Source organism: Thioalkalivibrio sp. ALR17-21, from assembly GCF_000420185.1.
In the GTDB taxonomy this organism is placed as follows: Bacteria; Pseudomonadota; Gammaproteobacteria; order Ectothiorhodospirales; family Ectothiorhodospiraceae; genus Thioalkalivibrio; species Thioalkalivibrio halophilus.
The window spans coordinates 115,431-129,043 of sequence record NZ_ATUL01000002.1 but is presented as its reverse complement, the minus strand read 5'-3'; the positions used below and the strand labels follow the sequence as shown (position 1 = coordinate 129,043).

General features: G+C 65.6%; 8 protein-coding genes. 5 read left to right on the top strand and 3 right to left on the bottom strand.

Annotated elements, in window-relative coordinates:
• Positions 1-203: 203 nt before the first annotated feature.
• The 5 genes from G020_RS0101670 (at position 204) to G020_RS0101650 (ending at position 9,000) form a co-directional block, all read left to right on the top strand.
• Positions 204-1,586 (top strand): TIGR03013 family XrtA/PEP-CTERM system glycosyltransferase, encoded by a 1,383-nt coding sequence (locus tag G020_RS0101670; protein WP_024328400.1) that lies wholly within the window; start codon positions 204-206, stop codon positions 1,584-1,586.
• Between the two features lie 10 nt (positions 1,587-1,596).
• Entirely contained in the window at positions 1,597-3,681 is a 2,085-nt protein-coding gene (gene prsK / locus G020_RS0101665) for an XrtA/PEP-CTERM system histidine kinase PrsK (RefSeq protein ID WP_024328399.1), read from the top strand.
• Positions 3,682-3,686: 5 nt separating this feature from the next.
• A complete protein-coding gene (gene prsR / locus G020_RS0101660; protein ID WP_024328398.1) occupies positions 3,687-5,033 on the top strand; it encodes a PEP-CTERM-box response regulator transcription factor in 1,347 nt (448 codons plus the stop codon).
• Positions 5,030-7,834: an XrtA/PEP-CTERM system TPR-repeat protein PrsT gene (gene prsT, locus G020_RS0101655; protein WP_024328397.1), complete on the top strand. Its 2,805-nt coding sequence runs from the start codon at positions 5,030-5,032 to the stop codon at positions 7,832-7,834. The genes prsR and prsT overlap by 4 nt, the downstream gene beginning before the upstream one ends.
• Positions 7,835-8,028: 194 nt before the next feature.
• A complete protein-coding gene (locus G020_RS0101650) occupies positions 8,029-9,000 on the top strand; it encodes a PEP-CTERM sorting domain-containing protein (RefSeq protein WP_024328396.1) in 972 nt (323 codons plus the stop codon).
• Between the two features lie 105 nt (positions 9,001-9,105).
• Here G020_RS0101650 and G020_RS0101645 read toward each other — a convergent pair whose 3' ends face one another.
• Genes G020_RS0101645 through G020_RS0101635 form a run of 3 tightly spaced genes read right to left on the bottom strand, consistent with a single transcriptional unit; the run spans position 9,106 to position 13,590 of the window.
• The gene (locus G020_RS0101645; protein WP_024328395.1) at positions 9,106-11,367 is read right to left on the bottom strand and encodes an RND family transporter; all 2,262 of its coding nucleotides are present in this window, start codon (positions 11,365-11,367) and stop codon (positions 9,106-9,108) included.
• Positions 11,367-12,776 (bottom strand): hypothetical protein, encoded by a 1,410-nt coding sequence (locus G020_RS0101640; RefSeq protein ID WP_369774023.1) that lies wholly within the window; start codon positions 12,774-12,776, stop codon positions 11,367-11,369. The genes G020_RS0101645 and G020_RS0101640 overlap by 1 nt, the downstream gene beginning before the upstream one ends.
• 37 nt (positions 12,777-12,813) lie before the next feature.
• Positions 12,814-13,590, bottom strand: a complete 777-nt coding sequence (locus tag G020_RS0101635; protein WP_231363033.1) for an outer membrane lipoprotein-sorting protein — start codon at positions 13,588-13,590, stop codon at positions 12,814-12,816.
• Positions 13,591-13,613 lie beyond the last annotated feature (23 nt).

The window sequence follows — 13,613 nt, the reverse complement described above, 5'->3', positions numbered from 1 at the left end:
AAGGGGAACGTGAGAATCGACCACCTTGTCCGCCGCCGGCAGCCTGCCCCGTTGACAGCGTTGCGGCCCGGTCGTTGCGGTCCGGCCACACCGCTCTCACCGCGCTCGTCAGGTAACCCAAACGACTCGAGGGCGTACGGAAACAGCGGAACGCGCCTTCTCCGGCACGTTCGTTCGTGCGCGCTTGCGCGGAGGTATTAGCTGTGCGCATTTTCAGTCATTACATCCCTCGCCGGGTTCTGGCGCTGGCCGCGGCAGAACTCCTGATGGCGTATCTCTGCCTGTATCTGGTGCTCACGCTGCCCCCGTTCGAGCCCGAGGGGCTCAGCCTGCTCGATCCCGTATTGATAGGCGCCACGGCCGTCGTGCTGCTGGTACTGATGCTCGCGGGGCTTTACGAATCGGATTATCTTTCGACCCATGGCGTGCGCGGTTCGCTGCCCCGCCTGGTTCCTGCCCTGCTGGTCGTTGCCGGGGTACTTGCGCTGTATGGCCTGACAACGCCCAGCGCCCTGTTCTCGCCCGCTGCAGCAGCCGGCGCGGCGCTCGTGTTGCTGGGTGGTCTGGCGGCGGAACGCAGCCTGTGGGGCAATGTTTCTTCGGTGGACGCATTCAAGCGCCGGATCCTGGTGCTCGGCACCGGAAGTCGCGCTCGCGCCATCGAGTCGATCGACGCGGATGCACTCCCGTACCGCATCCTCGGATACATCGCGACCGACGGCGAGAAAGACCGCCCCGAGGACCCGGAGCGCCACCTCACTCTGGACGGCGAGACCAGCCTGATCGATCTGATCCGCCAGCATCGCGCTCAGGAGGTGGTCGTTGCCATTCGCGATCGCCGCTCGAACCTGCCGATGAAACAGCTGCTGGAATGCAAGCTGCGAGGGGTGGCCATTACGGACATTTCCACGTTCTTTGAACGCGAGCAGCAACGGGTGCGGCTCGATTCGCTCAATGCCAGCTGGCTCGTCTTTGGCGAAGGTTTCCGCCAGGGCAGGACTCGCAATACCGTCAAACGGACTTTCGACATCATGGCCAGCTCGCTGCTGCTGCTGGTGACACTTCCGGTGATGCTGGTGACCGCGGCCGCGATCAAGCTGGAGAGTCGTGGACCGGTTTTCTTCTGGCAGACCCGGGTCGGCCTGGGCAACCAGCCATTCGAAGTCTGCAAGTTTCGCAGCATGCGCGAGGATGCCGAAGTCGACGGCGTCGCCCGCTGGGCGGTACAGGACGATGACCGGGTCACCCGCGTGGGGCGACTGATCCGCAAGTTGCGGATCGACGAGCTGCCGCAGGTCATCAACGTCTTTGAAGGCAGCATGTCGTTCGTGGGACCGCGCCCCGAACGGCCGGTGTTCGTGCAGGAACTGACCGAACAGATCCCCTACTTCCCGACCCGCCATACGATCCGTCCCGGCATTACCGGCTGGGCCCAGGTGCGATATCCCTACGGTGCTTCGGTCGAGGATGCACGGCAAAAGCTGCAGTACGACCTTTATTACGTGAAAAACCACACCCTGTTCCTGGACATGCTGATCCTGTTCGAGACAGTCCAGGTCGTGCTGTTCGGGCGCGGCGCGCGCTAGGTTGCAGGTCATGGATCTGGCCGCCGCCAGCTATTTCGTCGCCGCCCTGGCCTTTGCCGTACTCATCGCCCTGGCACTGGGTCGATGGCGCGAGCGTCCGGGCAGTTTCTGGGTTACGGGGGCTGCCGGGCTCTCGCTGATCTGGGCGACCTACATGGGTCTGCTCGCGCTGGGCTCGGGGGTAACCCCGCTCGGCGGCGGGGCCTTCGAGGTCCTGCGCAATGCCGGCTGGTTTGCGCTGCTGCTGGCGCTTCTCAGCGGGAGTGATGACCAGCCGGCCCGACTCTTCGGTGCCCTGCGCTCCGTCACCCTCGCCATCCTCGTGTTCCTGCTGGGTGCGCTGTTCTTGCTCACCTGGCCGGCGGTCGAGCTGCTTGGTCCCTGGCCCGCGGTCGCGGTCCTGGCGATGGCGGTCCTCGGCCTGGTGCTGGTGGAGCAGGTCTATCGCAACACCCCCCCTCACCGTCGCTGGGAGATCAAGTTTCTGACCCTGGGCCTGGGAGGGGTGTTCGCCTTTGACCTGTTCCTGTTCGCCGAGCTGGTGCTGTTTCAGGCGGTGGACGGACCCGCCTGGCAGGCGCGCGGACTGGTCAACGCCATCGTGGTGCCTCTGATCGCGATCTCCCTGGCCCGGCGCCCGGTAAGACTCGACGCGCCGACCGTCTCCCGAAAGCTTCTGTTCCACACCGCGGCCCTTACCGGGGCCGGGCTGTACTTGCTGGCGGTGGGTGCGGCCGGATACTACCTCCGTCATGTCGGGGGCGACCTGGGTGCGCTGCTGCAGGTCACCTTCCTGTTCGGGGCGGTGGTTATCCTGGGAGTCATCCTCACCTCGGGCAGTCTTCGTGCTCGTCTGCGGGTCTTTCTCTCCAAGCATTTCTTTCATGATTCGTTCGACTATCGCGAGGAATGGCTGCGTTTCACCAGCACCTTGTCGGCCGAGGATGACGACCTGCCATTCCGGCAGCGCGCGATTCAGGCGATCGGCGAACTGGTGGAAAGTCCGGGAGGGCTCCTGTGGACGCGCGAGCGGGACGGCTCCTGTCGTCTGGACGGAGTGCTCAACATGGGCGAGCCGGACTACCCCTCCGAGCCTCCCGAGAGCGCGCTGGCGGAATTCCTGCGGCGGACCGGCTGGGTTGTCAGCCTGGACGAGTATCGTCGCGATCCGGGGTTGTACGACCTTCTCGAGTTACCCGAATGGTTGCTCCGGAACCCCCGACACTGGCTGATCGTGCCCCTTCTCAAGGGCGAAGACCTGCAGGGGTTTGTAGTGCTGGCACGCCCGCGTGCGCCGCGCAAGATCGACTGGGAAGAGCGCGACCTCCTCAAGACGGCAGCCCGCCAGCTCGCGGTTTACGTGGCCCTGGTGCAAACCGACGAGGCGCTGCTGGAGGCGCGTCAGTTCGAGACTTTCCATCGGCTGGCCGCCTACCTGGTCCATGACCTCAAGAACGTCTCCGCACAGCTGTCCCTGGTCTGCTCGAACGCCGACCGCCATGCGGAGAACCCGGCATTCGTGCGCGATGCCTTCCGCACCGTGGCCGGTGCCCGCGAGCGTCTCGAACGCACCCTGCAACAGCTGCGACAGGGCCAGCCCGGGCCGGCGGTCGCGCCGCGGACCGTAGATCTGCAGGCCCTCCTGCAGGAGGTGATCACTGCCAGTCGGGAGCTGCAGCCGGAACCTCTTCTGACCACCACGGAACCGGTCCGGGTGACCGCCGACCCCGAAGGGCTCCGCAATGTGCTGATGCACCTGGTGCGCAATGCCCAGGAAGCGACCCCGGACGACGGCAGCGTAATGCTGGGTCTGCATGCTCAGGAGCCCTGGGCCGTGGTGACCGTGACCGACAACGGTCAGGGAATGGACCAGGATTTTCTCAAACACCGCCTGTTCCGGCCTTTTCAGACCACCAAGGGGAACGCCGGCATGGGCATAGGCCTGTACGAGGCCCGTGACCACATTGTCGTCATGGGTGGCCGTATCGATGTCCAGAGCGCGCGGGGTGAGGGGACGCAGTTCACATTGCGACTCCCGTTGCCGACTGCCGTGGCGCCCGAAACCCAGATCCCGATAACCGGAGGCGTTGCGTGAGCTCACTGCCCAAATTACTGATCGTGGAAGACGACGAGGGCCTGCGCAATCAGTTGCGCTGGTGTTTCGATGGTTACGAAATCCTGGAAGCGGAGGATCGATCTTCGGCGATGACCGAAATCCGGCGCCATGCCCCCGGCCTGGTCACGCTGGATCTGGGCCTGCCCCCGGATGCGGCCAATGCCTCCGAGGGCCTGGAACTATTGCAGGAAATCCTGGCCGAGGCACCAGGAACCAAGGTGATCGTGGTGACCGGCAACGATGATCGGTCCAATGCCCTCAAGGCCGTGGCCCTCGGGGCCTACGATTTCTACATCAAGCCGGTCGAGTCCGATCTGTTGCGCATGATCGTGGATCGTGCGGCACGGCTCTACGCGCTCGAGGCGGAGAACCGCGCCCTGGCCCTCCACTCGAACAGCCCGTTGTCCGGATTGATTACCTCGGACCCCGACATGCTCAAGGTCTGTCGCATGGTGGAACGCGTGGCGCCATCCGATGCGACAGTCCTGCTGCTGGGCAGCAGTGGCACCGGCAAGGAGGTACTGGCACGCGCGCTGCACGATCTGAGCGACCGGGCGAACGAGCGCTTTGTCGCCATCAATTGCGCGGCGATTCCGGAGAACCTGCTGGAAAGCGAACTGTTCGGTTACGAGAAGGGGGCCTTCACCGGCGCCTCCCGCCAGACCATCGGCAAGATCGAACACGCCAATAACGGGACCCTCTTTCTTGACGAGATCGGGGACTTGCCGCAAAGCCTGCAGGCGAAGCTCCTGCGATTCCTGCAGGAACGCAAGGTGGAACGCCTGGGCGGCCGCGCCGAAATCCCGGTCAATGTGCGCATCATCGGGGCCACCAACCAGAACCTCGCGGATCTGATTCGTGACGGATCGTTCCGCGAGGACCTCTACTACCGGATCGGCGAAATCGAGATCCGGATCCCGCCCCTGAAAGACCGCAAGGGCGACGCCAGCCTGATTGCTCACGCCCTGCTGAAACAGTTCGCACGGGAACAGAGGAAGCCCCACCGCGGCTTCACGCGTGACGCAACGGATGCGATCGAAGCCTACGACTGGCCCGGCAATGTGCGCGAGATGGAGAACGTAGTCCGCCGCGCCGTGATCATGGCGGACGGGCCACTGCTTACCGCCCGCGACCTTGGACTGGATCACCTGACGGAAGAGGCGCCCTCTCCCCGACTGCGCGAGGTCCGCAACAGCGCCGAACGCGAAGCCATCCTGCGCGCCATGGCGCGCAGCAATCAGAACATCGCCCAGGCCGCGGACCTCCTGGGCGTTACCCGCCCGACCGTCTACAGCCTGCTCGACAAACTTGGCTTGAGGGAAACCCGATGAAGAACCCGTACCCGCAACGCCCCGCGCGTTTTCGTCACTCGCGCCCGGCGTTCCCGACCGCTCTTCTGGCGCTGGCCCTGCTGGCCGCCACCGGCTGCGATGGACTGGGCAACGCCAGCGAGGCCGACTACCTCGAGCGTGCCGACCAGTACATGGAACGGGGTGATTACGCTGCGGCGATCATCGAATACCGCAATGCCCTGCGCGAGGAAAGCCGGGCCCCAACCCGCGCCGGTCTCGGCCTCGCCTACCACCACCACGGCCAGCACGACAACGCCGCGAGCCATCTTGAGCGCGCGTGGCGCCAGCAGGAGCAGCCCGATATCGTATTGCCGCTGGCCCGCAGCCTTTTTCACCTGAACCGGCTGGAGGAGATCGAGGACCTGGACCCTCCGGCGCATCTGACCGACACGGAGAAAGCGGAATTCCTGAGCTATCAGGCCCTGGGCCTGGTACGAGCCGGAGATACGGAGTCCGGCCATGAACGTCTCGAACAGGCTCGTTCGCTGGATCCCGGCCTGGCCATTCTGCACCTGACCGAGGCCGAGAAGGCCTTTCGTGACGGTGATATCGAGGCAGCCTTCACCGCAGTGCGGGCCGCCCTCGACGCCGACGAAGAGCTGGGTGCCGCATGGAGCCTGAAGGGAGACCTGAAACGTGTGGAGGGGGATGTCGATGCTGCCCTCGCCGCCTATGACCGTTCCGTGGAGCTGCGTCCGGACCAGATCACCGAGCGTCTCAAGAGAGGTTTTGCGCACTTCCACCTGGAAAACATGGAAGCGGCGGCGGCCGATGCCGAGGTCCTGCGGACCGGCGCACCCGGGCATCCCGGCGGCCATTTTCTGCAGGGCATGATCCATTTCCACCAGGACGAATACGACCAGGCTCAGGCGTATCTGGAAGAAAGCCTTTCCGCTGCCCGCAATTACCGCGCGGCGATGCCCTACCTGGCGGCCATTCACCTGGAGAACGGCAACCTGACTCAGGCGGAACACCAGCTCCAGCGTCACCGCGCGCTGGGCGAAAGCACCTCCATGACCTATCAGCTGCAGGCCCGGATCCACCTGGAGCGCGATGAAACCGATCACGCACGCCGAGTGCTGGCGAACGCCCTGGAGAGCCGCCCGGAACTCACGCCGGAGCTGGGTAACCTGCTGGCCGCAGTTTACCTGGAGACCGGCCACACCGAGCAGGGCGAAGCGCTGCTGCGGACCTCCATCGAAGAAGGTCACGCCACGCCGACCATGCGCCGCATGCTGGCACAGGTGCTTGTCGAGCGCGGCGAGGAAGACGAGGCCGCCGCCGTCCGCGAGAGCACGGCCGGCGAATCCGGGAACACGGCCGAGGCGGAAGCCATGACCCATCTCGGGGCCGGCCGCTATTCTCGGGCGCTGGAACTCACGCGCGAGATGATTGCGGACGCGCCGGACGCGGCCCAGGGCTACAACGTCAAGGGTGCGGCCCTGCTGGGGCTGGACCGTGTGGAGGAGGCCCGACTGACATTCCAGGAAGGCCTGCAGAAGGTCCCCGACAGCATCAGTCTGGCCATGAACCTGGGCTCGCTGGAGCTGCGGATGGGCCATCGCGATGCAGCCACCGAGGTGTTCGAGGAATTGCAACGCCGGCAACCCGGCCATCCCGGGTCAGCCATGCGCCTCGCGGGGATGGCCCTCAGCGATGGACGCCCGGAACAGGCGGCCGAGTGGCTTGAGCCGGCCATCGAACAGGCCCCCGATCAGCTGCAGCCGCGCCTCATTCTGGCCCGTGCTCAGCTCGCACAGGACCGCCCGGATGCTGCCGTTGAGACCCTGGCACAAACTCTGGAACGCCACCCGGAAGAACCGGAGGCCCTGTTCGCCATGGCCGACGTGCAGGAGCGCCGCGGAGCGCCGGAGGAAGCGGTGGATCCAATGCGCCGGCTGACTTCACTGCGACCCGACAACGCGACCTTCCAGTTCCGCCTGGCACGCGTTCTCGCCGCCAGTGGCGCCCCGGAGGAATCCGTGGTCGCGCTACGCGAGGTCCTGTCCCTGAACCCCGAGCGCATGGACGCACGGCAGGCCCTGGTGCGCCAGCTCAGCCTCATGGGGCAAGTGGATGAGGCCCGGGAGGCCTTTGGCCCGCTGGAAGAGGCCGGGCCCGACCTGCCGGCCGTGAAGGCTCAGCGGGCCTGGTTCGAGGCCCGCGCCGGGGACCACGAGGCCGCTGCGAAATCCTATTCTGCGGCGATCGAGCAGCAACCACGACGGGAATGGCTGGCCGAACGTCATCAGGTACGCATGGCAGCCGGGCAGACCGAACAGGCGCTGAGCGAACTGGAGGAATGGTTACAGCGCAATCCCGAGGACCCGGGCGCACGCCACCTGCTCGGGTCGACCCTGGTGGAGCTGGGCGAGGAGGAGAGCGCCATCAGCACCTACCGGGTCCTGCTCGCCCGGCACGAGAACGACGTGATCGCGCTCAACAACCTTGCCTGGCTGCTGCGGGAACGCGACAACGAGCAGGCGCTGGATCACGCCCGCCGGGCACGGGACCTGGCGCCCGACCATTCCGTGGTCCTCGACACCCTGGGTGTTGTACTGCTTTACGGCGATCAGCCCGGCGAGGCCCGCGAAGTGCTGGAGACCGCCTTCGACGATGCCGCTTCCACCCCGGACATCGGCTACAACCTGGCGCGGGCACGCGACCGGGCCGGCGATTCCACGGGCGCACGCACCCTGCTGGAAGCCATCCTGCAGGAAGGAGGCGATTTCCCTGAGCGCAACGAGGCGCGGGCGCTTCACGATCAGCTGGCCCGCTGAGGGGGGGATCCGGCAGGCCCGTACAGAAGGTTTACACCGGGCCCGGAAAACCCGCCCGGTGCACCTGGACCACCGGAGACAGGTTATTTTAACCTCCTGTAATTAGGCCTTTTTCTGCAACTATTCATCCTTTGGCACGAGGTCTGCATAAGTATCCTTGCGGTACCCATTCAGACCTTTCAAAGGAAATGACGATGAACTACAAGAATCTCCTTTTGACAACAGCACTGGGCATGGCGATGACATCGCCTGCCCTCGCCGGATCCTTTGTCATTGATGTTGATCAGGACTTCAGTGGCAACAGCAGCACGCAGACCGGCGAGATCGACACACTCGGAACCAGTAACACGCTGGCCTCGTCCTTCTACCTGGGCGACCCGAATACCGCGGGTACCCAGTTCGTGGACACCAATCTCGAAAGCACCATGGATGGTTTCGGATTCTCGGAGGGCAACTTCACGGCAATCGACGGTGAATCATCGGTATCGCTGAAATATCCGGACGATGTCGCCGACAAGAATGTCGTGAATCTCAACTTCGTGAGCGGAGTCGGTGGCACGCAGGCCAATAACGGCTTCTCCTCCGACGAATGGTTCTACGACGACACCGGCTGGGGACTCACCTTCGATTACGAGATCCAGGGGGAGGTCTACGAGACGGACAACGGCGACCTGAGCATTCGCTACACCGATGGCTTTTTCGACACCTACTTTGAAGACGGCGCCTCCGGTGACCGGACCAAGGTGATGCGCATGGACGTCGAGGGCTCCGTGATCCAGGCCGCCAATCTCGACATCATGGGCAAGGTGAGTTTCGACGACGATTGGGCCGACAACGAGTTCGTCCGGAACTTCTTCATCGATCACGAATCCGGCGAGAGCTTCTACGACATTGCGAGCGAAGAGGGCGGTGCCGGCATCCCCATCAGCTGGCGCCTTGACACCAACGTGGATCCGCCCATCCCGACGGCTGACCAGCTGGTGGAGCTGGAGAGCGGCGCTCTGGTTCGCCAGACCCAGCTGAACAGCACCGTACGCTACGAAGTGCCGGAGCCGGGCATGCTGATCCTGCTGGGCACCGGTCTGCTGTTCCTGGGCTTCATCGCCATCCGTGGCCGCCGGCAGACGAACGACAACAACCTGCGGGCGCAAGTCCCGCAGGTGTAGCCCGGGCCTTCCTTGCCCCCCCCCTCAAGGAAAGGCCCCTTTTCGGCCCCGTCTCCGGACGGGGTCTTTTTTTGTGCCGGTTACAGGGAGTCTACGCGCCGCCAGTCAGGAGAGAACCGGGCGGTTCCTCAGACGGTGGCCCAGGACCAGCAGTGCGGGCAGCACCAGCAGGTCGAAGATCAGCGCGGCGACCAGCCCGAAGGCCGTGAGCAAACCGAAGGCGGCGGTCGGCTGAAAGTCGGACAGGGCCAGCAACAGGAACTGCCCGACCAGCACGATGGTGGTGGCCGTAATCGCGCGGCCCGTGCGGCGGAACGTACGGGCCAGGGCCCAGGCGACCGAACTGCCGGCCAGACGGCGCTGGCGATAGCCGTACAACAGATGAATGGTGTCGTCCACGGCGATACCGATCGCGACACTGGCGATCATCGCCGTAGCCATGTCCAGCCAGATGCCGAGAAACCCCATCACCGCAAAGATCAAGGCCAGTGGAGCAAGGTTCGGGAGCATGCTCACGGCGGCCAGCGGGACCGAGCGCCACATCACCAGCATCAGCAGCGCGAGCATGCCGGCCACGGCGTACAGGCTGTGGAGCTGCCCCTGAATCAGCAGGCGTTCCTGATCGGCGAACAGCCGTGCCATCCCCGCAAGATCCCACTGCATGTCCGCCGGGGGGTGCGCCTCCAGGCGGTCGCGCAGATCATCCATCAGCGCATTGATCTCGCGGGCCCCGTGAGCATTCAGGTTGACCAGCAGCCGACTGCGCCCGAAATCCCGGTCGACCACGTCGTACAGGTCGCGACCGTCGTAGATGAACAGATACTGCGCCACCAGGTCGCTGCTGTCCGGGATCGTCCGGAAGGCCGGATCCTCTTCGTTGAAGGCCCAGTGCATCTCCGCGACCAGATCCGGGAGCGACATGCTGTAATCCACCTCCGGCCGGGCATCCAGCCATTCCTGCACCGAATGGATGGCCTGCAGGCGGTCCGGGGCCTGCAGGCTGTCCCATTCCGGCCCCTGGAACACCACCTCAAGGGCCATCACGCCGGAAAGCTCCTCCTCGACCTGCCGGGTCGACTGAGTGATGGGGTGGTGATCGTCAAAGAAGGCATACAGATCGGTCTCGACCTCGACATGCCGGATCTGCGGCAGCGCGATCGCGATCAGCGCTGCGGCGATGGCCACCACCCAGCCGGCGCGGCGGATGGCCAGATGGGCCGCGAAGCCGGTGACGCGGTCCAGCAGGCGCAGGCTCCGTCGGGGCGCATGCCACGGGCCCCGGTCCCAGCGGGCCATCAGGGCTGGCAACAGCCACAGAACAATGGCCGCCGCCAGCAATACGCCGAATGCCCCGACCAGCCCGAAGCTGCCAATCGGCCGGATACTGCTCACGTTCAGCGAAGCCAGACCCGCCGCGGTGGTCAACGCCATGAAAAGAATCGGGCGCGCCACCGCCTGCAGGGCCGCCACCACCCGATCGCGCCCGAGATAACCCCGCTGCGCCGCATGCAGCTGGGCATTGAAGAAGTGCATCAGCATGGCCACGGTCAGGGCCGTCAGCAGCGGTGGCAGAATCGCGGAGATCAGCGTGAACGGCCGCTCGAGCAGGATCAGCAGTGCGATGGCGGGACCGGTCACGGCGCTGATGGTGGCGGCCGCGACTCCCACCACCAGCCAGCGCCGGAACAGCCACCACAGCAGCAAAAGTCCGATTGTCATGGTGCCCGGCACCAGCAGCGCCAGGTCGGTCAGCATCGCGCGCAGCTGAGCCACGTCCAGGGCGATATGGCCGGCGACCGCGGACAGGTCGTCCGCGAGCCCGTGTTCCGCGATCCCGGCCCGCAGCAACTGTTCCAGCTGGAGCCGCTGGAGGCTGTTGTCGAGGGCGTGCGGACGGACCACCAGCGCGATCGCCTCGCCCGAGTCGGCCACCACCAGCCCGGGTGCGAAGCGGTCCTCCAGCGCTCGCGTCCGCCAGGCCTCCGGCGTACGGCTGTCCAGCTCCCGCGGATCGATCAGTGGCTCGACCGAAAAGCCGGCTGGCGTCGCACGGATGTGGTCCAGGGTGGTGACCGACAGCACCCGCTCGACCGCCGGGGCGGCTGCCAGCGCCTGCGAGAGTGCCCCGATGCGTTGCAGGAATTCGGTCTGGTAGACGCCCTCCCCGGAAAACAGCGCGACAATCACCTGATCCTGGGGAAAATGCTCGCGCAGCTCGCGGTCGAAGACCACGGCCGGTGCGTCCTCGGGGAAATAGATCTCGGGGGCGTTGTTGAAATCGACCTGCAGCAGGACGGGCCCGGGCAGGACGACCAGGAGGGTCAGGAGAACCAGTGCCAGGGACGGATGCCGCAGCATCCAGTGCATCAGAACTGGCCCCGCCAGCCAATGACCAGCATCCGGTTGTCGCGATAGAAGTCACCGGCGGTTCCATCCGCGCCGTCCAGCCAGTGAGCGCCGATAAAGAACTCCATGGGCTCGCGGGCGGTCCATGCCAGTTCCGGATGCAGGTAGACGTCGCGCCGGTTCAGTCCCAGCGAGTACCGCAGCCGCGCGTTCCACGCGTGACCCGCGAACGGCAGTTCGAACTCGCCGGTCAGGAAATAGCTCTCCGTGTCATCGAGCACGTCGCCGGCGCCCATCAGGTGCTGCCCGGTCAGCTGAGTGGTCATGCGGAAATCGCCATCGCCGGGGAACCCCTCGACACCGATCACCCAGTCGAAGCCTTCGGTCGTTTCCTGGCGCAGATCGTCCGCGCGAGTCACGGGAACATCGCTCAGCCAGGCCGCCTCCGCGCGCCAGGTCCACGCCCCCGCGGCAAAGGCGATATCTCCCCCGGCGACCCAGGTTCGCGGATGGATGGCCTCCAGGGTCGCCTCTTCCGGCGGAGGCATGCCGGCGAGGATCGCCTGGCGTGTTGCTTCGTCAAACCGATAATAGGGTTCCGAGTGACGCGCCCGCTGCAGGGTGACGGCGAAATCGGCACCGCGCCCGGCACGCGCCAGGCGGATACCCCCGCCCCCGTTGCCGGAGAGATCATCGTCGACATCGGCCTGGCGAATGAAGGGGGCCAGCTCCGGTTGTGCCGGGAGGCCCAGCAGTTCGCCGCGATTGCGATCCACCGGGTGCCACAGGCTGTCCCGGTGCGGCAGTTCGGCCTCGCGAAACAGCGGGAGAAACACCAGATCCGCATGCCAGGCGCCCTGGAAAAACTCCGCGCGGATCGCCGGGCTGGCGCGCCGCCGATCCGCATAGTCATCCAGACCGAAGCGAGTCAGATCCTTCGTGCTCAGGCGGTCGGTCGGCGGGATCTCGTCGACGCGCCCCCAGAGGATCTGCTGCGCCCCGAATGTGAAGCGTGTCCGGTCCCCGCGATAACGCAGGTAGGTCTCGTCGTAGTCGGCCCTCAGCCGCGAGACCCCCGGATAGTCACCGCCTTGCTGCAGCTGCGCATCGACGCGCGCACCCAGACGCAGTTCCCAGGCCTCCCCCAGGGGGCGGGCGGCGGAGACCACGGCACGGCCATGCTGGGTGAAATCCACGGGACGATCGGAGGTCGCGAGGATCCCCGCCTCCACGTTCGCATCATCCACCCGTGTCCGCCAGGGCGAGTCCGGTTCGGGTGCCTCGCTTTCAGCGTCTCCGGCCTCCCCCTGAACTCCGAAGGTAAAGCGGACGGGGGCCTCTTCCGGCGGACTCTCCGTCATACCCTCCGTCGCGGCCGTCTCGCCGACGGCCGTTGGCGGCACGACGACCCCCAGCACGGCAAGGAACAGCCCCGCCCGGCCCGGATGCCGGCGCGGCCGCGCCCGTTCAGGGCCGATAGGGGCGCGCACGCTGCGGATCCGCCAGACCACGCGTGGTGAACAGGTCACGCGGCAGGTCATTGTCGTAGACCACATCCTCAACTCCGAGGATCGTGATGCGGCCGCTGTCGAGATCGGTCATGCTGCTGCGCATGACCGTCCAGTAGCCCTGGATTTCTTCCATTTCCTGAACCTCCATGCGTTTGGACGGCTCTTCCCCGCCCTCGTACAGGTCAATGCGCAGCGGGATCAGGGTCTCTTCGTGTATCCAGCTCACGCGCTTGCTGTAGGTCGAGTTGCCGGGATCGACCGGCACGCTTTCCAGGATCGTGACCTCGACTTCCTGGAACGTGTCCTGACCCAGGATCCGATGATCATCCTTGTGCGGCTCGCGGTCTTCGAGATCCTCGAAATACAGCTCGGACTGAACGAAACTCCCGCCCCGGTTCTCGCCGGAGACCCGGCGCTCACGCTGCGTTGCGGGCAGGTACAGCCACTGGTCCACATCGCCACCGGGGTGGTTGTGAATCAGCAGGGCGGTATCGGCGATGTTCCCGGGCGAGGTGAAGCGAATGAGGTTCCAGCTCTCGCCGGGCTCATCGCCATCCAGGCGGTATTCATAGCTCTCGCGCACGCGCTCGCGGCGGCCCTCCCCGGTCAGGGTCATGGTTCCCCGGGTGACGACGTCGTTGCCTTCGGGCCGCTCGTGGACGGCCTCTGCCAGTTCGCGGCCCGCGTCGTCGGCCGCGGCCACCGGGGCGAGTACCGGTCCGACGGCCAGCATGCCAAGGGCCATGAGAGTCGTTT

Coding starts and splice junctions, on each gene's coding strand:
- G020_RS0101645 (WP_024328395.1), bottom strand. CDS start 11,367: ATGCACTGGATGCTGCGGCATCCGTCCCTGGCACTGGTTCTCCTGACC.
- G020_RS0101650 (WP_024328396.1), top strand. CDS start 8,029: ATGAACTACAAGAATCTCCTTTTGACAACAGCACTGGGCATGGCGATG.
- G020_RS0101635 (WP_231363033.1), bottom strand. CDS start 13,590: ATGCTGGCCGTCGGACCGGTACTCGCCCCGGTGGCCGCGGCCGACGAC.
- prsT (WP_024328397.1), top strand. CDS start 5,030: ATGAAGAACCCGTACCCGCAACGCCCCGCGCGTTTTCGTCACTCGCGC.
- prsK (WP_024328399.1), top strand. CDS start 1,597: ATGGATCTGGCCGCCGCCAGCTATTTCGTCGCCGCCCTGGCCTTTGCC.